The 19,550-nt window shown below is 31.1% G+C and carries 13 protein-coding genes and 1 other annotated feature; of the genes, 3 read left to right on the forward strand and 10 right to left on the reverse strand.

The genetic code is table 11. The features are described from left to right. Nucleotides 1–193: 193 nt before the first annotated feature. The 9 genes from ACI48Q_RS11045 to ACI48Q_RS11085 all read right to left on the reverse strand — a co-directional run bounded on the left by ACI48Q_RS11045 (nucleotide 194) and on the right by ACI48Q_RS11085 (nucleotide 12,536). A complete protein-coding gene (locus tag ACI48Q_RS11045; RefSeq protein ID WP_474919136.1) occupies nucleotides 194–2,089 on the reverse strand; it encodes an ABC-F family ATP-binding cassette domain-containing protein in 1,896 nt (631 codons plus the stop codon). A 933-nt stretch (nucleotides 2,090–3,022) separates the two neighbouring features. Further along, nucleotides 3,023–4,516 carry a hypothetical protein gene (locus ACI48Q_RS11050; RefSeq protein ID WP_474919137.1) on the reverse strand — a complete coding sequence of 498 codons (1,494 nt, stop codon included), beginning with the start codon at nucleotides 4,514–4,516 and terminating at the stop codon, nucleotides 3,023–3,025. A gap of 28 nt (nucleotides 4,517–4,544) precedes the next feature. Then, complete coding sequence (locus tag ACI48Q_RS11055; protein ID WP_474919138.1) at nucleotides 4,545–5,714, reverse strand: SpoIIE family protein phosphatase; 1,170 nt, start codon at nucleotides 5,712–5,714, stop codon at nucleotides 4,545–4,547. A gap of 16 nt (nucleotides 5,715–5,730) precedes the next feature. Continuing rightward, a complete protein-coding gene (locus tag ACI48Q_RS11060; RefSeq protein ID WP_474919139.1) occupies nucleotides 5,731–7,407 on the reverse strand; it encodes a [Fe-Fe] hydrogenase large subunit C-terminal domain-containing protein in 1,677 nt (558 codons plus the stop codon). Nucleotides 7,408–7,536: 129 nt separating this feature from the next. Continuing rightward, the gene (locus ACI48Q_RS11065; RefSeq protein WP_474919140.1) at nucleotides 7,537–7,788 is read right to left on the reverse strand and encodes a (2Fe-2S) ferredoxin domain-containing protein; all 252 of its coding nucleotides are present in this window, start codon (nucleotides 7,786–7,788) and stop codon (nucleotides 7,537–7,539) included. A gap of 5 nt (nucleotides 7,789–7,793) precedes the next feature. Next, nucleotides 7,794–9,482, reverse strand: a complete 1,689-nt coding sequence (locus ACI48Q_RS11070; protein WP_474919141.1) for a [FeFe] hydrogenase, group A — start codon at nucleotides 9,480–9,482, stop codon at nucleotides 7,794–7,796. 4 nt (nucleotides 9,483–9,486) lie between these two features. Next, the gene (gene nuoF / locus ACI48Q_RS11075) at nucleotides 9,487–11,361 is read right to left on the reverse strand and encodes an NADH-quinone oxidoreductase subunit NuoF (protein ID WP_474919142.1); all 1,875 of its coding nucleotides are present in this window, start codon (nucleotides 11,359–11,361) and stop codon (nucleotides 9,487–9,489) included. A gap of 1 nt (nucleotide 11,362) precedes the next feature. Then, a complete protein-coding gene (locus ACI48Q_RS11080; protein ID WP_474919143.1) occupies nucleotides 11,363–11,839 on the reverse strand; it encodes an NADH-quinone oxidoreductase subunit NuoE family protein in 477 nt (158 codons plus the stop codon). 463 nt (nucleotides 11,840–12,302) lie between these two features. After that, on the reverse strand, nucleotides 12,303–12,536 hold the full coding sequence (locus ACI48Q_RS11085; RefSeq protein WP_474919144.1) for a TIGR04540 family protein: 234 nt from the start codon (nucleotides 12,534–12,536) through the stop codon (nucleotides 12,303–12,305). Between the two features lie 321 nt (nucleotides 12,537–12,857). After that, nucleotides 12,858–13,133, forward strand: a binding site (T-box leader). A 111-nt stretch (nucleotides 13,134–13,244) separates the two neighbouring features. On the opposite strand from ACI48Q_RS11085, the gene ACI48Q_RS11090 reads away from it, so the two are divergent. The 3 genes from ACI48Q_RS11090 to ACI48Q_RS11100 all read left to right on the forward strand — a co-directional run bounded on the left by ACI48Q_RS11090 (nucleotide 13,245) and on the right by ACI48Q_RS11100 (nucleotide 18,179). Further along, nucleotides 13,245–15,611 (forward strand): valine--tRNA ligase, encoded by a 2,367-nt coding sequence (locus ACI48Q_RS11090; protein ID WP_474919145.1) that lies wholly within the window; start codon nucleotides 13,245–13,247, stop codon nucleotides 15,609–15,611. Nucleotides 15,612–15,822: 211 nt separating this feature from the next. Beyond that, nucleotides 15,823–17,610 carry a thiamine pyrophosphate-dependent enzyme gene (locus ACI48Q_RS11095; protein WP_474919146.1) on the forward strand — a complete coding sequence of 596 codons (1,788 nt, stop codon included), beginning with the start codon at nucleotides 15,823–15,825 and terminating at the stop codon, nucleotides 17,608–17,610. After that, complete coding sequence (locus ACI48Q_RS11100; RefSeq protein ID WP_474919147.1) at nucleotides 17,607–18,179, forward strand: indolepyruvate oxidoreductase subunit beta; 573 nt, start codon at nucleotides 17,607–17,609, stop codon at nucleotides 18,177–18,179. The genes ACI48Q_RS11095 and ACI48Q_RS11100 overlap by 4 nt, the downstream gene beginning before the upstream one ends. Before the next feature lie 112 nt (nucleotides 18,180–18,291). Here the strand turns inward: ACI48Q_RS11100 and ACI48Q_RS11105 are convergent, their stop codons facing one another. Continuing rightward, nucleotides 18,292–19,314, reverse strand: a complete 1,023-nt coding sequence (locus ACI48Q_RS11105; RefSeq protein ID WP_474919148.1) for an LCP family protein — start codon at nucleotides 19,312–19,314, stop codon at nucleotides 18,292–18,294. Between the last annotated feature and the right edge of the window lie 236 nt (nucleotides 19,315–19,550).

The following is a 19,550-nucleotide window of genomic DNA, read 5'->3' on the forward strand; positions in this document are numbered from 1 at the left end:
AAATAGAATCTTTTGGTAATGTTTCGCAAAACAAAAGCTGACTCTTCAGAGAATCAGCTTTTTATCACAGTTATAATTTTATACGTTTTTATTTTAGAAACACATACTTAGTGCATATTTATTAGTTAAAATTATCAGCGTGAGAGGACTGCTGTAAATCATCTTTAAAGTAAATCTTTGTCCATAACAAAAATTAGACCAGTTTCTCATAGAGATTATCTACTTTTCTTTTTAAATCTCCATATTTTTCATAACATTCATAATTAGTTTTTTCATTGAAATTATCTTCTAATTTTTGCATTTCGTATTCTAACTCAATTATTTTTTCTTCTATTTCTCTGTAATTCTCTTCTTTAACTCTAGCTGTAACCATAGTGTTGTTTTTATTTATAGAATAATTTTTATTTATTTTTGATACTGCTTTCTCATTTTTTTCTTCCTCCACAGTTTCACTATTTTTATTCTTTTCACTCTTATAAAAGTCATAGTTACCATAGAAAGTACTAACTTTACCATTACATATTTCCATAATTTTTTCTATAGAATTTTTTAGAAAATACCTATCATGAGAAACTGCTATAACCGTTCCTTTATACTCTCTAAGAGCTAATTCTATGGACTCTCTAGCAGCTAGATCTAAGTGATTTGTGGGTTCATCCATAATTAAGCAGTGAGGTTCACAAAGAAGTATTTCGGCTAAATAGACCCTTACTCTCTCTCCTCCACTTAATACTTTTAGCTGTTTATTAACTTCATCTCCATAAAACTGAAACTTACTTAGATGAAGCCTTCCATCCTTTTCTGTGAATTCTTTAATACTCATAATTTCCTCTAGAATAGTCAATTCTTCATTTTTAAATTCTACATCCTGGCCTAAATATGAATATCTTACCCAATTCCCTAGGGTTGCCACACCCTCATAATCCTTATCATTTCCTAATAATATATTTAAAAGAGTAGTTTTACCACAACCGTTATCTCCTATGATTCCAACTCTTTCACCACCACCTATGTGAAAATTACCATCTTTAATAATAGTTATATTTCCAAAAGACTTATTTAAATTCTTTCCCCAAGCTATATCCTTACTGACATGATCTATATTATTAAACCTGATTCTTGGTTTATTATCCATATTTAAATGATTACTACTTTTAAATTTTTCTTGAGTTTTTTTCTTTTGCTCTATAAGTGAGTTAAGCCGCTTTTCTCGACTCTTAAAGGCAGTGATTTTCCTATGAGACTTAAGTTCTTCTATGACCTTTCTTTCTTTTTTAATTTCTAATTCTAAGCCTTTTTGATCCCATATATAATGATTTCTCATGTTGTTCTTTTCTTCAACAAATTTAGAGTAGCTACAGCTTCTTTCACATAGCGTTCCATTATTAAGTTCAGCAATTCTAGTAGAAGCTTCATCTAGAAAGTACCTATCATGGGATACCATGAGCACACCACCACTAAATTTCTTTAGAAATTTCTCTAACCATTCAATGGCTTTTATATCTAGATGATTTGTAGGTTCATCTAAAATAATAAGATCCGGTTCATTAATCAACATTCTAGCAAAGAGTACTCTCATCTTTTCTCCACCACTTAAATTATTTATAGGAATTGAAAGCACTTCTTTTTTAAGACCTAGCCCTAAAAGAATTTTAGTAATTACACTTTCTATAACGTATCCGTCCATCGCTTCATATTCATTTAAGGTATTTGAGTACTTCTTGAGAACCTGATCATATTTTTCATAATCCATTTGAATGGATATATCCTCCATTTGTTTTTCTAATATCTTAAGCTTCTCCTCCAATCTTATAATTTGTTCCAAATGCAATGCAGTTTCCCCATTTAGTTCCCTTAATTCCATCATATCTTGAGATAAATAAGCTATTTTAGCTGCCTTTGCTAGAATTATATTTCCCTTATCAGCTTCTTCCATACCTAATGCAATTTTAATTAAAGTACTTTTTCCAGCACCATTTGGCCCAACTAAAGCAACTCTCTCACCTTTTTCTACTCTTAGACTAACATTATCTAATACTTTTTGGTTTCTATACTCCTTTGAAATATTTTCTAATGATAATAAACTCATTATTAATTCCTCCTTAATTATGATTTAAATTTTGATACGCTAAAAGACCACAAGTATTATACCCATGGTCTATAATTTGTGAGGAATTAATAGGTCTGTAATAAATAAATAGTAGTAAATAATTATTTATTGCATACATACACAATATAGTCTTACCTCAAAATAAAAGCCACGGATAATGATGCTATTATCCGTGGCAATAGTTCTTAAGCTAAGTATATTTATATCCATGATTTTAGTATATTATATAAGAAAAATTACTAGACATATTTTAATACATGTTAAATTAACAATATAAGTATTCTTATATAATAGCTATACCATAATAGCCTACTATAAATTATTATAGATGCCTATGGAAAATGGAATAAATAATTTTAAAACCTTATATTATCGCTGAAATTTTTACACAACAAAAAAACTAATCTAATAATAAATTTTATACCCATATATAAAATCATTAATTATTATCTTATACAACTAATAAACATACCAAAAATTCAACTTTTCAAATAAGTATGTTATTTACATTTATTTTGTTTTATATCTTCCAGCGGTGATATAAAAGACACTAGCTCCGGATAAAGCTTCACCTATAAACTTATGGTCTTTATTCGAAGCGGAGTCCTGATATCTTAGCTGGTACATTCATTATAAACATAATTTATCCTCTTGTACCATATAAATGTATTTTATATCTTCATCTTATGATATCACAAGATTCAAAATATTGTCAACATTTTTTCCGTAATTAAACCCTTTAATTCATCAAGACTTTAAATCCATAAGAAAAGGCTGAAACTAATCATTTCAGCCTTATATTTAATAGCTACCTAAATCTGTATATAACAGACTCTGCACTGCAGATGTTTGCCCACAAAAAGGTTTATTCCTATTTTGTAGTACAGGGTGCGGTAGCTACACCTTTCCAATTCATGAGATTTCAGTATAACTTATACAATCTTTTATATCCTCTTCAGCTTGAAGTTTTTTAATAATACTAATTTCTTTTTTATTAAAAGTATTTGTAGAGTTATTAATGAAATTCTTTAAAAATATGTAAAATTTCTCAGTGGCAAATTCATCATCGCTACATTTATATTCTATATTTAGGAGCTTTAATATAAAGGTAATATGTCCTTCAACTCTTCTATAATAAACTCGTATTTTATTATCTTTATATCTAATTAATGTTGTTGCTAGATTTTTAGCTCCTACCAATTCTAGTTTTTGAGAATTACCACAACCTATACATAAGAATTTATCTTTCTCAAAACGATTTATAAATTTCACAGTATCACATATTGGACAGCGAAAAAAAATCAAATTCGGACTCACTTTAACTGGTTTACCAATACCCTCAAACTCAGATTTATATAACACAAAATCAGCAAATAGATTATATTCACCAATACTTATAGGTACATTAAAATCCCTTTGTTTAAGCCTATCATTTTTATTTACTAAATTCTCTAAAATTATAACACATCTATTTTCTTTAGCTAACCTTACAACTGTATTTGACAATTCATGAAGTTTATTCTTACCATTCACATTTACAGCTGATATTGGTCCACTTTTAACTAATTCACCACTGTCATTGCATATTACATAAAACATCTCTTTACTTATTCCTCTTACTACTCCTAAAAATTTATTACAGCTTATTTTTTTAGGGGATTCATACCAAATTCTCAAGTTAAGATAAAAATCACTTCCTCTTTTTATAAGTTGTGCACTTTTAGGCATAGCTATTCCAGCTTCTATTTCGTTTAAATGATGTTCCTGCCACTTACCTATGTATAATGGAAAAAGCTCATATCTTATTTTTTTGGTATTTTTCTGTAAGAACTCCTCTGGAAATGTAAGATATTTTAATATTCTATAGTATTCTTCTACTTTTTCTACAGCATTATTACGATTAAACAGATAAAGTTTTACATAATATCTATTACTTTCAATATCTTTAAGTAAAGTGTAATCTCTATTGTGAGCAAATCGACTAAATAATAATGGTCTATGTTTCTCATACTTATTAAACATAGAATTAATCTTTACCATACTTAAGTTATCTGCTCCATTTAGTATACTCTCAATGTCATCATCAGTGGTTCTTATTACAGGATAACTTATTTTTGCAGAAATAGATTTTCTATTGTAATAAGTAGATAGTGTCATAGCTACATCCATCCTCAAGGCATCCTTAAAAGGTTCTACATTTAAGAAATCCACCTTATCCATTATATCTTTATTTAAAAGCTTTAGAATATAGTTCTTTGTGATCTTTGAATCTATAGATTTTATTTCACCCAATTCTTTAAGAATTATATGAAATGCTTCAGTATATCTTTCTAATGCATCTTCAAGAATTCTACTTTTTGTTTTAGTTGGTTCTAATAGCTTTATGGATATGGTCTTATATGGCATCCAATCTACTCCTTAAAATAACTACATTTTAATGATATTCAACCTGAACTTCTTTTCCCAGTCTTTTCATAGATTCAGATATTTCATTAACTAATTGAAGTTTAATACTCAAATCCATAGAAAAATTAGGATTTTGATGAGCAGGATTTAGTGCTCTACCTACTATAAATTTTGCACCTGTACATTTATTTATTAGAAATTGAGCTAATAAAGATGCAGCATCACCTTGATGATTTTCATAAGTACGTCTATCAACTGCACTTCTTTCATATTTCTTCATAATTTCAAGAGTTTTTTTCAGTGTAACCACTCCTTCAGTAACAAGGTCAACACCTTTCATCTCTGCCACTGGGGGCACATCTGGAGAGATATAATTCAATGATACCTTAAGCTCACTACCAGAAATACGACTAACTATTTGAGAAGTTGTTCCTCCACAAACAATTTTTGTTCCCTTAAAATTCATCAGTTCATCAACAATTCTTTTATCATCTTCATGATTAATAGGTGGCCCAACCATAACATAGGCCTTATCAGATTTTCTAATTCTACAGACTGCAACTGTGGTATCATCTCCTGGTTCCTCTCCATAAAGATTATTACATGCCGCTAACAATAAATTCTGCATTGAATAAGCAGTACTATTCTTTTTATATGCATTTTCCAAGTATTTAACCACATTTTTTTGTTGCCATCCTAAACTTAACATTTTTTCGACTCCTGCATTAATTACTCCATCACTAAACATAATACAAATATCATCTGACTTTAACTTTATATGTGCCTCCTTGATCTTCTTGTCTGCAATAATAAGTTCTTTTCTAGGAAACTCATAGAATTTTCCATTTCTAAGTATAACAATATTTGGATTGTCAAACTCAACAATATGAGCATCTCCTAACTTATTTATATGTATAAAACTAAAACTACAATATGCAATACCTCTTTCATTGCACACTGGTAGTGTGGATGCCACAGTCTCTATAACATCACGTATATCTGTGGATTCCGCTAACATGGTTGCTACCATTTTACTGGTAAAAGATGCAAGGATATTGGCTTTTACTCCACTTCCAAGACCATCTGCAAGAACCATTATAGTATCATGTCCATTTTTTATAATTTCCACCATATCTCCACAAAGCTCTTCACCCTTTTTATTTAAGCTACCATAACTTGTTTCAAAAAATAAACTCATAAATACTCACCCTGTACTATATTTTTATTAGCTTAGTTAAAACAGCTTTGGTTTCACCTGTGGTTTCTCCCAAAAGACTTGCAATTTCCTGTGCAGCTCTTATTTGTTTAGCTATAACCCTTTGTGCTGTTTCTATAGTCTCTTTCCTAACTCTTTCAATTTCCTGATTTTTTTCTTCTTCCTTTGTTACATCTTTTGCAATTATTATATAATCGCCCTTAGGTGCTGCTATTATATTCAAATTAACAATAACCTGTTCATCTATACTTTTACATGAGAAATCATAGGGTTCTTCACCTGATATTTTTATATTATTAAATTCTTCTGAATTTAATAATAGCTCAATTGGAAGCCCAACCACATTTTTATCTATTAGTTTAAACAGATTTGCAGCTGCTTTATTGTACTCTAATATATTGAAATTCTTATCAGCCATAAAAATTGCATTGGGTGTGTTTTCCAAAATAATATTAGACATGGACTCTGCCTTTTCACGCATATATGGTAAACACATTTTTAAATCAGCTTTACCCTGGTATACAGCTATGGCTTTTTCTCTACAAGTAGAGTACCCGCAAGTTCCGCAGTTTAACATATGTTCTTCACTAAATTTTCCTATACTTACTAAAATATTTCTTATGGTTTCTTCACTAGGTGCATTATGCCTAGTTTTTTTGTAATTGTAATCTATTGATAAATCTAACGCTAAGTTTTCAGTCATAGGAATTGGCGTAACAGTTTTTTTATTGCTATTTTCAAATAGTAGGTCCTTAAAAACTAAAAATGGTACTTTTAAATTGTGCATACCTGGACCCTCTATACATGAACCTGCACAAGTATTCATCTCTATAAAATATCCTTCTATATTATGATCTCTTAATGAGTTAAGGATTTGTATACATCTGTCTATACCATCAACAGATATACTTTTATAATTACTTCTTAATTTAGTAGGTACGGCCTTAATAATTTCCCCAGGTAGAGGATATAATCTACTTGAAGTTGCATGTATTTCAGCAGCTTCTAAATCTTCTTCCCCTATGATTATTCCATCCTCATCCATCCATCTTTTCAACTCATCAAAGGTCAATACTGCATTAAGATTATTACTAGTGCTTGCTTCATATTTTTTAGAAATACATGGTCCTATAAAAATTACCTTATTTCGTTTTCCATAGATTTCTTTAAGCATTTTTCCATGAGCTATGGCTGGAGATACCACTGGTGCTAAATATTTTACAAGCTCAGGATAATATCTCTCCACAAGCATGACAGTTGAAGGGCAACCTGTTGTAATAATATTTTTCATTTTCTTCTCTTTAAGAAGCTCTCCATATTTCTTAGAAACCTGCGTGGCTCCTATAGCCGTTTCTTCAACCCTAGAAAATCCTAGTTTTTTTAACACTGTAGACATCTGTGTAAATGTTACTCCTGGAAAAGCCCCCACGTAGGAAGGGGCAAGGCTCACAAATAGCCTTGCTCCACTTTTTAGAAAACTCTTAACTAAAGGAATATCACTCTTAATTTGTTTTGCATTTTGAGGACATATTAATGTGCATTTACCACATAGTATACACTGATCCTCAAGGATATATGCTTGATCATCAGAAAACTTTATTGCCTTTAAATCGCATTGTCTTATACACTTATAGCAATTTTTACAGTTCGCTTTTTTAAACTGAATAATACTCATAGCAAATCCTCACATTTTCTAATAATTGATTTCGTTTCAGAATATTCGCATAATATGTCAACTCATTATAACATCTATGGGGAATATTTTCAACTTCTTAGAAAATCTCAACTATTGCTAAGCTCAATTTTATACTGCTATTTTAGGTAATACTTGTGATTCAAAAAACTGCCTTGCAGTTGTTCCTGAAACACTGTATACTTCACCATCATCTATCTTCACAGACACTGCATCCGTACAATGCCCTAAACAAAAAACTGCTTTTAGTTCAACTTTATCTGAAAGCTTATATTCTTCAATAATTTGTTGAAAGATATTGATTACATTGTATGAACCTCTAACATGACATGCACTTCCTATGCAAACGCTTAAATTTATCACAAAAATTACTCCTTCCTTTTATAGTCTACATGTAAAAGCTTATGAACTTTACCTTTTAGAAGACCTGAATATAATGACATAATTACTGGATTTTCTTCTGAACGTTTTATATTACTCATTCTATCTGCTTCGTATAACCCAGCACCACGTTTTAATTTTCCTTCAAGCTTAGTAAATGGTTGTCCTGCACCAGAAATACATCCGCCTGGACACGCCATAACTTCAATAAAGTCATAATGAGCTTCTCCTGATTTTATTCTTTGTACAAGATTATCTGCATTCTTTAGTCCGCTTGCTACAGCTATTTTTATTTCACGCCCATCCACATTAATGTTAGTTTCTTTAATTCCTTCCATTCCTCTTACTCCATTAAAAGCAAGAGCACGAAGTGTAGATGTAGATTTATCATCTAGCACCCTACGTATAACAGCTTCTGTTACTCCTCCTGTTACTCCAAAGATAACTCCTGCACCGCTGTTAACTCCAAAAGGCATATCAACTCCCTCAGGTTCTACCTCTGAGAATATGATTCCTGATTCCCTTATCATTTGGATAAGCTCTTGAGTTGTGATTACATAGTCCACATAAGGTATCCCATCTTCTTTAAATTCATCCCTCTGTGCCTCAGCTTTTTTCGCAGTACAAGGCATAATTCCAACTACTACAATTTTTTTATTAGAATGACTATAATGTTCCTTTAATACAGAAGCAAACATTTGCATAGGAGATCTACAAGTTGATATATTATCAACTAACTCTGGATAAGTATTTTCAGCATAGCTTACCCATGCAGGACAGCAAGATGTAAATAGTGGCAGTTTCTCATTTTTATTAAGTCTAGAAAGGAATTCTCCTGTTTCCTCCAAAACTGTTAAATCTGCTCCTGTAGTTGTATCAAAGACTTCATCAAATCCCATTTTTCTAAGTGATGCTACTATTTTTCCCATCACATTTTCCCCATCTTTTTGTCCTAACTCCTTACTTATACCTACTCTTACAGCAGGAGCTATTTGAACTACTACTTTTGTATTTTTATCACTAAGTTCTTTCCAAAGTTTAGAAGTATCATCCTTAACCACAATGGCTCCAGTAGGACATACAGCTGCACATTGTCCACATCCCACGCAATTTGATTCCGCTATAGGTTCATCAAAGGCTGTACTTACACACATTTCAGAACCTCTCTTAGAAAAGTCTATAGCTCCAATGTTCTGTACTTCATCACACATTCTTACACAATCACCGCATAAAATACACTTACTTTTATCTCTAACTATGCATACAGAGGATTTATCTAATTCTCCACTTTCAGCAGTGTTGTTAAATCTTATATCTTTTATTCCAAATCTTTGTGCTAGCTCTTGTAGTTTACAGTAACCATTTTTTTCACAGGTAGTACAATCTCTACAGTGATTTGAAAGTAATAATTCAAGAATCATTTTTCTATATCTTCTTAGCCTTGGTGTATTTGTATATACTTCCATGCCGGCTTTAGGAGGAGTAGAGCAAGCCGCTTCAATCTCTCCCCATTTATTTTCTACCATACACATACGGCAAGCACCATAAACGGAAAGCTCTGAATAGTAACAAAAGGTGGGTAATTCTATACCAACTTTTCTAATCAACTCGAGAATGTTTTTTTCTCCATTTATTTCTACTGGAATATTGTCTATAACCATAAACTGTCCATTCATTCTACTAATCCTCCTTTATAGCTTTGAAAGTACAAGCTTCAATACAAGCACCGCACTTAATACATTTATCTTCATCAATTTTAAATGGTTCTTTGACCTTACCAGAGATCGCTCCTACAGGACAAATTCTTGAGCATTTTGAACAGCCCTTGCAAAGTTCCTCTTCAATATATATCCTCTTAAGTTTTTGACAGGTTTTCGACTTACATTTTTTATCAAGTATATGCTCTTCAAATTCACTTCTAAAATTCTTAATAGTACTCACCACTGGGAAGGCTGCAGTCTTTCCAAGTCCACATAATGCTGTGGATGATATAGTATCTGCAAGTTCAAGAAGCATATCTATATCATCAATAGTACCTTGTCCAGCTACAATACCCTCTAGAATCTCTAACATCCTCTTAGTACCTTCACGACAAGGTACACATTTACCACAGGATTCATTTTGAGTGAAATTCATGAAAAATCTTGCAACTTCAACCATACATGTATTCTCATCCATAACTACAAGTCCACCAGAACCTATCATAGCACCTGCTTTTTTTAGAGAGTCAAAATCTAGTGGTAAATCAAGCTGAGCCGCTGTAAGACATCCTCCAGATGGTCCACCTATCTGTACAGCTTTAAAATCTGTACCTCCTCTCATGCCTCCACCTATATCAAATATTACTTCCCTTAAAGTTGTACCCATAGGCACCTCAATAAGTCCTGTATTTTCAATATTTCCGGTTATTGCAAAGGCTTTTGTTCCAGGACTCTTTTCAGTTCCGATGCCTCTATACCACTGTACTCCCCTAGAAATAATTGAAGGTACATTAGCAAAAGTTTCAACATTATTAAGTACTGTTGGTTTAGCAAAAAGACCTTGTTCAACAGTCCTCGGTGGTTTTACTCTTGGCATTCCTCTTTTTCCTTCAATGGATGCAGTAAGAGCACTACCTTCTCCACATACAAAAGCACCTGCTCCTTTATTTATCTTAATGTTAAAACTAAAATCTGTACCTAGAATATTATTTCCTAGAAGTCCATATTCTTTTGCTTGCTTAATAGCATTTTCTAATCTACTAACTGCGAGTGGATACTCAGCACGAACATAAATGTATCCCTCCTGCGCTCCACAAGCTATAGCAGCAATCATCATTCCTTCAAGTACTCTGTGAGGATCTCCCTCCATTATACTTCTATCCATAAATGCTCCTGGATCACCCTCATCACCATTACACACAACATATTTCATATCTGCATTTTGACGTTTTACTTGAGACCACTTACGACCAGTAGAAAATCCACCACCACCACGGCCTCTTAGGCTTGATTCTTCTATTTCCTTAATAACATCATCAGCACTCATAACAAATAGAGCCTTTTCAAGAGCATAATATCCACCAATAGCAATGTACTCTTCTATTGAGGTTGCATCGATGTGACCACAATGTTCAAGGGCAAGTCTAGTTTGCCTTTTATAAAAAGGTATCTCTTCTTGAGATTTGTATATTTCTCCATTTTTTCTATATGAAAGCCTTTCGACGCACTGTCCATTAAGTATAGTTTTATCTAAAATCTCTTCACAGTCCTCAGGTTTTACTTTTATGTATAAATATCCCCATGGTTCAATTCTTACAAGAGGTCCCATTTCACAAAAACCATGACATCCACTTTTTTTAATTCCTACTGATTCATCATGAGGTTCTTTTTCAAGGCTAATGTCACAATTTATTCCCTTTTCTTCCATTAATTTTACAAACATATGATAAATGTCTAAAGATCCACCTGCAACACAGCCCGTACCAGCACAGATAAGAATTTTTATATTTTGTTTTTCAAGACTATTTTTATATATATTTCTAATATTAATTAAATCAGCTCTATTAAGTAGCATGTTATTTATCCTCCTTAAGAGTATTTAAAAGCTCTACAGCTTTATCTGGATTCATAGCAGGATATACTTTCTCATTCACAGTTATAACTGGTGCTAAACCACAAGCTCCAAGGCATGAAACAGTTTCTACTGTAAATAGTAAATCATCCGTTGTTACTTTAACTTCTGAAAGTTTTAATTCCTTTCTTAGCTTATCTAATATTGGAATAGATTTTCTTACATGACAAGCTGTTCCATCACAAATTTTTATTATATATTTTCCTTTAGGTTCTAAAGAAAAATTTTCATAGAAGGTAGCTACACTATATATTTTTGCTTTGCTTATCACAAGTTTTTCTGATAGATATGGAAATATCTCCTTAGGTAAGTACCTATATACTTCTTGAATATCCTGCAATATGGCAATAATATTACTAGATTTGTACTCATTATTTTTTAATATCTCATCTACTTTACTATAGTTAAATGGTGTATTCATTTTTTTCCCCCCTACAAATATTGTTAAATTTTTATCGCATATATAGTTTATAAAAGTATTCTGAACATTACAATAATAAAAAATATTGTGATTTTTATTGCATTTCACTTCACCATTATTAATACGGTTTTTGATTTTAATAATCTAATATGTAATTTTTTACTTAACACTGCAAAGTTCTACAGTTTTTTCCGTTATATTATAAATTACTTTTTAAAATAAAAAGTTCCTTTGAATATTAAAGAAAAGTTGAAATTTCAAGGGTTATAAATTTTTCTTTTATATTTATAGGTATATATTATAAATGAAATTTCTTAAATTTAAAATTTCTTTTTTATTAAATAGCTAGGTAAAAAAAATAAGCTCTACCTAAATAGGTAGAGCAGTTAGAATTTTAATTATATTAAAAATATACATATAAATTATAGAAGGATTATGTTCCTACATAAACTATTTCCACAGATTACTTCCTGTCTTCTACTATTTTACTGATAATGTCTTCTCTTGAACTACCTATTATGTTAGATATTTTTGAAGATATTTTACCATGCTTATAAACTTCAGTTTCATTAGCATCAACCAGAATTAGTAGTTTTTCCTCTAGCTTTTCATATGTCATAAGCCCATCTAAATATAGGTCCACTAAATCCTTTAAACAAGTTGCTAATTCTTTTGGATTTTTATAAACTTTTCTCATACCGTACTCCTTTTTATTTGTTTCACTAAATATTTTTTTCTAAAGTATCCAATCATATTATATCCTACTATGCTTATAATTCAAGAATTTTATCAAAAATTCTTGATTAATAATATTTATAAATTCTTATAGTTTAAAATAATTTAATTATAACATGGTAAATGTTAGTATCTTATATGTTAAAATAATAACGTATTATGTTGTAATTGTTATAAATTCAATTTATCGTGATAATAAGAATTAATCAGAAACAATATATTTTATAGAATGAATATTGACAATATTCAAACGACATCATATAATAACTTTAATTTAATAATTAAATTGGCATTGATAAGGAGGAGTACATACACTCTTAAAGCCTAGAGAGAAGATGGATGGTGTAAATCTTCATGATAGATGTATGGAAGTAGCCTTTGAGCTGTGAACCGAACCTTTAATAAGAAGTAGGCTTCAACGGAAATTTCCACCGTTAAAAGGAAAACAGTATCGGATCATTATAACAATTTTTACTCCCGTACTGTTATTGAGTGCAGATTATATGAAAACATAATCTGAATTTAGGTGGTACCACGAAATATAACCTTCGTCCTAATTATTAGGATGAAGGTTTTTTTATTTTTGAATTTCCAATATTACACTGAAGTTTGATAGAGCTCATCATATTTCAGTAAATAAATTATTAATTTTAGAATAGGAGGTTTTATTATGTTAGAGAAAAAATATGATTTTAAAAGGGTAGAAAGTGATATGCAAAAGCTTTGGAGTGAAAGTAAAGTTTATGCTTTTGATAATGAAAGCTCAACCGAAATATATTCTATCGACACCCCTCCACCTACTGTTAGCGGAAGTCTCCATATTGGTCATATCTTTTCCTATACGCAAGCAGAGATGATTGCTCGTTTTCAACGTATGCAAGGTAAGAATGTATTCTATCCCTTTGGGTTTGATGATAATGGTCTACCTACAGAAAGACTTGTAGAAAAAGAAAAAAATATCCTTGCTAAGGATATGACCAGAAGTGAATTTAATAAAAGATGTTTAGAGACTACCTCTCAATACGTAGAGCAGTTTAAAAATCTATGGCAAAGTTTAGGCTTTAGTGTTGATTGGGAATTACAATATGAAACAATAAGTCCTCAAAGTCAGCGTATATCCCAAAGATCCTTTATAGAACTAGTTAAAAGAGGAAAGGCTTATTCAAAAGAATCCCCTGTACTTTGGTGCACAGAATGTCACACATCTATAGCTCAAGCTGAACTAGATGCTGTGGAGAGAGAAACTACCTTCAACTATATTCCTTTTAAGGTAGGAGAAGAGAATTTAATTATTGCAACAACAAGACCAGAACTCTTATATGGATGTGTATGTCTATTTATAAATCCTGAAGATCATCGCTACAATAAATATATAGGTAAAAATGCCGTGGTTCCTATATATAATTATGAAGTTCCCATATTAGGAGATGAAAAGGTTAGTATAGATAAGGGAACAGGGGTAGTTATGTGTGCTACCTTTGGAGATACTACAGATGTTGAGTGGTATGAAAAGTATAAATTACCCTATAGAAAAATAATACTTCCAGATGGACGAATAGATGAAGATGTACCTTTAATTGGAGGCATTAAAATAAATGAAGCTAGAAAAATCATCATAGAGGAATTAATGACAAAAAATCTTTTAATAAAAGTTGAGACTCTTATTCATAATGTTGGAATTCATGAACGGTGTAATAAAGAAATAGAAATTATTCCATCTAGACAATGGTATATCGATGTGTTAACAGATAAGAAACTTTTTTTAGAAGCCGCGGATAGGATTAATTGGTATCCTGAATATATGAAGACTCGTTATAAACTTTGGGTTGAAAATCTAAAATGGGACTGGTGTATATCTCGTCAACGCTATTTTGGTGTTCCTTTCCCAATATGGTATTGTAAGGACTGTGGAAAGGTTATTACAGGTAGTGAAGATATGTTGCCTGTTAACCCATTAGAAACCTCACCTAAAGAAAAATGTTCTTGTGGCTGTAATGAATTTATACCTGAATCAGCTGTTTTAGATACTTGGGCTACTTCTTCACTAACTCCACAGATAAATAAAAAATGGAGAGAATCTGATGAAATATCATCTCCTCTTGCCCCTATGAGTATGAGAACTCAAGCTCATGAGATTATAAGAACCTGGGCATTTTACACCATTGTAAAGAGTTTATATCACACTGAAGAAATACCTTGGAAGGATATTATGATATGTGGCTTTGTAATGGCTAAAAAGGGTGAGAAAATCAGCAAGTCAAAGAGCAATTCTAAGTTAGCACCTAAGGCATTAATTGAAGTTTATTCAGCAGATGTTATAAGATATTGGGCGGCTAATTCAAAACTAGGTACAGATACCATGTTTTCGGAGGACGAACTTAAAATCTCCAGTAGATTTATTACTAAACTATGGAATGCTTCAAAATTTACTATAAGTCATCTAAATGATTTTGATAATACATCTACTCCTAACCTCATGGCTGTAGATAGATGGATAATAGAAAAATGTAAAGAAACTACAAATGCAGCCAGAAATTTTTTAAATAAGTATGAGATTGGTTCAGCTCGACATGAAATTGATGATTTCTTTTGGAAGGATTTCTGTGATTATTATCTTGAAATAGTAAAAGATCGTGTTTATAAACCTGAGATTCATGGAGCTGAGCAACGTAAATCAGCACAGTATGCTCTATATTACTGCTTACTTGAAATTCTTAAGCTTTATGCAATTTATGTTCCTCATATTACAGAATATATATATCAAAATTTCTTTAGAGAATTTGAAAAAACTATTTCTCTCCATAGCCATTGCTGGAATAATAGTGATTATATTGATAATACTATCCTTAAATTTGGAGAAGAATTAAAAGAAATCGTAGCAAATACACGAAAATACAAATCTGAAAAGAACCTCTCTCTTAAGGATGAAATAGATTCAATAACTATTGATTGTAATGATAAGTTTATACCATTTTTTATAGAAACCAAAGAAGATTTAATAGCTTGCTGTCATGCTAAAAACCTTATCATAAAATAAAAGTAAATCTAATCTTCCTGCAAATGGTTTGCTTTTCAATAATATGTAGTTCTAAAATTAACAACCATGCCACAAAATAAGTGGAAGATTAGATTTACCTTCACCAAGAGTGCTGGAAATTTAGCATTTGATGACATAAAAATTAAATAAATGAGTATTATGATACGATACACTTAATAGTGTAAAATTATTAAATTTTGGAGGTGCTGTTTTGAGCAAAGTAGTTTTAACTGGTAATGAAGCTGTCAGTCGAGGTTTTTGGGAAGCTGGAGGATCAATAGCTTCTAGTTATCCAGGTTCCCCTACAGTATCAATTCTTGAAAGTATGAAAACCTATGATGAAATCTATTCTGAATGGGCAACAAATGAAAAAGTAGCTATGGAAATTGCTATGGGCGGTAGTATTGCTGGTGCTAGATCTCTTGTTTCTATGAAACATGTTGGTATTAACATAGCCTCAGACCCCTTTATGACTTTTACTCAGATTAAGACTAAAGGCGGATTTCTATTAGTAGTTGGTGATGACCCTGGACTTACTTCTTCTCAAAATGAGCAAGATAGTAGATTTTGGGGTAAATTTGCTAATATACCTATATTAGATCCTTCAAATCCCCAAGAGGTTAAAGATTATGTAAAAGATGGATTAAGAATAAGTGAGGAATTTAACACTCCTGTACTTATACGTCTTACAAGTAGATTATGCCATTGTAGAGCCGTAGTAGAACTAGACGAAAGAGAAACTGTGAAAGTTGAAGGCTTTACTCCTGATCAGTCTAGATATTGTATGCTGCCTCCATATGCTAATGCAGCTCAGCATTTTATGAAAGAGAGAATAGAAAAGCTTAAAAAATTTAATAATGATAATCCCAAAAATGTATTAGAAAATAATAACTCTAAAATTTTAGTTATAACTAGTAGCTTATGTTATGAGAATTTAAAAGAAATTGCTGCACCTGTAGATATCTTAAAGTTGGCTATGGTTTGGCCCCTTCCTATTGAATATATTAAAAACCTTTCTGATAAATATGATAGAGTATTAGTTCTTGAAGAAACCTTAGGATTTATTGAAGAAGAACTCAAATCACATAATATAAATGTTGAAGGTAAAAAATATTTTTCTTTTACAGGCGAGATTTCTATAGACATAATTAAAGAAGGTCTAAAAAAAGCAGAAATTATAGATTTTCCTTCTAATAATATAACACAGGAGAAAGTTGTTCCTAGAACTCCAATGCTCTGTTCTGGGTGTCCTCATAGACCAATATTTCATCTTTTAAAAATGGCTAATGCCACTGTAATTGGAGATATTGGCTGTTACTCTCTTGGAATCTTGGAACCTTTTGAAGTTCATAAAACCAATATAAGTATGGGTGCATCTTTGGGTATGGCTTTAGGTGTTGCTAAAGCAAATAGTCAAGCTGGAATTAAAAAACCTATTGTAGCTACCATTGGTGATGGAACCTTCTTTCATTCAGGGATGACTGGATTTTTACAATTAGTTAACTGTAAAGAAAATATCACTGTTATAGTTATGGATAATAGAACCACTGCTATGACTGGTGGACAAATTACTCCTACTACTAGTGGATATTTTAAAGAAGTGGATTCTAATTCAGTAAGTATACCTGAGGTAATCAAATCCTTTGGGATAGAGGATGTTACTGTGGTAGATCAATTTAAGTACAAGGAAACTAAAGATATTATTATAAGTGCTATGAAACGAAATGGTTTATCAGTTATAGTTACTACTAGACCTTGTGCACTAAACTTTAAAATAGTAAAACCTCATTTTTATGTAGATGAAAATATTTGTATCAGCTGTAGAAATTGTATACGAACTAACTGTCCTCCTATATCAATGAAACAATACGAAGGTAAAGAAAAGAAGAATTCTTATATAGATCCTGATATGTGTGTTGGATGCTCTGTATGTTCTCAGGTATGTCCAGTAGGAGCAATTAAAAGAAGCGCTATGAATGAACAGGAGGATTTGATATGAGTACTACTAATATATTAATAAGTGGCGTAGGTGGCCAAGGATTGGTATTAGCTACTGGAATATTAGCTGAAGTTGCTTTTAAAGAAGGCTTCGATATTAAGACCAGTGATGTAATAGGATTATCCCAAAGAGGTGGAATGATCTGGGGTAGCGTTAGATTTGGAGAATGTGTACATTCCTCAATGATACCTGAAGGCGAAACAAACATATTATTAGCTATGGAAAAACTAGAGGCATTAAGGTGGTGTCATTTAGTTGCTCCTAGTGGCAAAGTTATAATTAATGAGGAAGTAATATTTCCAAACAGAGTATTAATCGAAAAGGAGGAATTTCCTTTAGATATAAATGAAAAAATTTCATTTAGAAATTTAGAAGTTATTTCTGTTAATGCTAAGGAGAAAGCTAAACTGCTAGGAAATCCTAAAGTAGCCAACATATATCTTATGGGGGTTCTATCTAGATACTTACCCTTCAATGAAAATACTTGGCTAGAAGTAATTAAAAATTACGTACCTGAAAAGACTTTAGAAATAAATTTAAAGGCCTTCAATGAAGGTCATAAAGTTTAAAAATAATAATTATAAAGAGGTGTGTGAATTTCTTTTCACTACACCTCTCTAATTTTACTTTAAATAAACTAACATCTATTCTATTGCTGTCAAGCTCTATAGCATTAAAATCCTACTCTTGATTTTTAGCTTTAGGTTGCGGCTTTATATCATTATAAATATAATCATGAATTTGCTTTTTAGTTACCTCTTCATCATAGGTTCTATAGTAAATACCATCAATCTTAGCATCTTCACTATAGTCTAAATGTGGAAAGGTTTCTTGATGTAATTCTCCCATATTAGAGGATAATACTTTAGTTCCCAAGGATATTATTTCACTGGAACTAAGGCTCGTTTCTACATAGGGCAAGAATTTTGAAACTATAGAGGATAGCTTTATAGCTCCGGCATTACTTACTTTATCAAATAATAGAGTTAGTACATGTCTTTGTCTTTCAGTTCTCTTTACATCTCCACCATTTGCATATCTTATTCTACAATAAGCTGTTGCCTGTAGTCCATTTAAATGATGTTCTCCTGCAGTTTCTATGTACTCTGGTTCAATTCCCTTATTCTTTGATAAATTTTCTATATGTTCATTGAAGTTGTCGATTTCATCCTCTGTAACAATTATATCTATTCCTCCAACTTCATCAATAATGTTCTCTAGCCCGGTAAAATTAACCTTAACGTAATCTTGTATGTCAAGTCCAAAATTTTGGTTAATAGTCTGTATCGCTAATTTTTCCTTACCATATGCAAATGCATGATTTAATTTGGTGTATCCATGATTTGGAATACTTACATATGTATCTCTTATTAGAGATGTCAGTTTTAGTTTGTTATGAATTGTATCTACAGTTGCTATAATTATAGCATCTGAACGTCCTACATCTCCCTCAAAGGTATCTATACCAAATAAAGCTATATTTTTAATATCCCCTTTTTCTTTATCTATATCTTTGGGAGTCACATTCAATTCTTCATCGGAATACTTAAAGTCTACAGTATTTATTTTTCCTAGTAGATTAAGAGCGTATACTCCTCCACAAGCTACTATTAACACTAAAGCTATCAGAGTAATTATTAATGCTTTTTTACCTCCACTCATTGGTGTTTTTCTTTTTTGTGAAGCCTCTTTTTCCTTACTCATATGTACCCTTCTTTCTAAAGATTATCTAGACAAGATTTAATTATAACACTTTTTATAAAAAATGTTTAATAAATTTTATTAAATATATAATTAAATTATAAGATTATTTGTTTACATTTTACTTCATCAAATACTTATTTAAGTAAAATTATAAATACCATAAAATAATATCTAATCACTATTACACTATGTTTAAGCATTTATATTCTTAATAAAAATATTTAATTTATTTTATG

Source organism: Clostridium sp. LXY-7 (genome assembly GCF_056172015.1).

Coding starts and splice junctions, on each gene's coding strand:
- ACI48Q_RS11045 (WP_474919136.1), bottom strand. CDS start 2,089: ATGAGTTTATTATCATTAGAAAATATTTCAAAGGAGTATAGAAACCAA.
- ACI48Q_RS11100 (WP_474919147.1), top strand. CDS start 17,607: ATGAGTACTACTAATATATTAATAAGTGGCGTAGGTGGCCAAGGATTG.
- ACI48Q_RS11055 (WP_474919138.1), bottom strand. CDS start 5,714: ATGAGTTTATTTTTTGAAACAAGTTATGGTAGCTTAAATAAAAAGGGT.
- nuoF (WP_474919142.1), bottom strand. CDS start 11,361: ATGCTACTTAATAGAGCTGATTTAATTAATATTAGAAATATATATAAA.
- ACI48Q_RS11080 (WP_474919143.1), bottom strand. CDS start 11,839: ATGAATACACCATTTAACTATAGTAAAGTAGATGAGATATTAAAAAAT.
- ACI48Q_RS11105 (WP_474919148.1), bottom strand. CDS start 19,314: ATGAGTAAGGAAAAAGAGGCTTCACAAAAAAGAAAAACACCAATGAGT.
- ACI48Q_RS11060 (WP_474919139.1), bottom strand. CDS start 7,407: ATGAGTATTATTCAGTTTAAAAAAGCGAACTGTAAAAATTGCTATAAG.
- ACI48Q_RS11050 (WP_474919137.1), bottom strand. CDS start 4,516: ATGCCATATAAGACCATATCCATAAAGCTATTAGAACCAACTAAAACA.
- ACI48Q_RS11090 (WP_474919145.1), top strand. CDS start 13,245: ATGTTAGAGAAAAAATATGATTTTAAAAGGGTAGAAAGTGATATGCAA.
- ACI48Q_RS11085 (WP_474919144.1), bottom strand. CDS start 12,536: ATGAGAAAAGTTTATAAAAATCCAAAAGAATTAGCAACTTGTTTAAAG.
- ACI48Q_RS11070 (WP_474919141.1), bottom strand. CDS start 9,482: ATGAATGGACAGTTTATGGTTATAGACAATATTCCAGTAGAAATAAAT.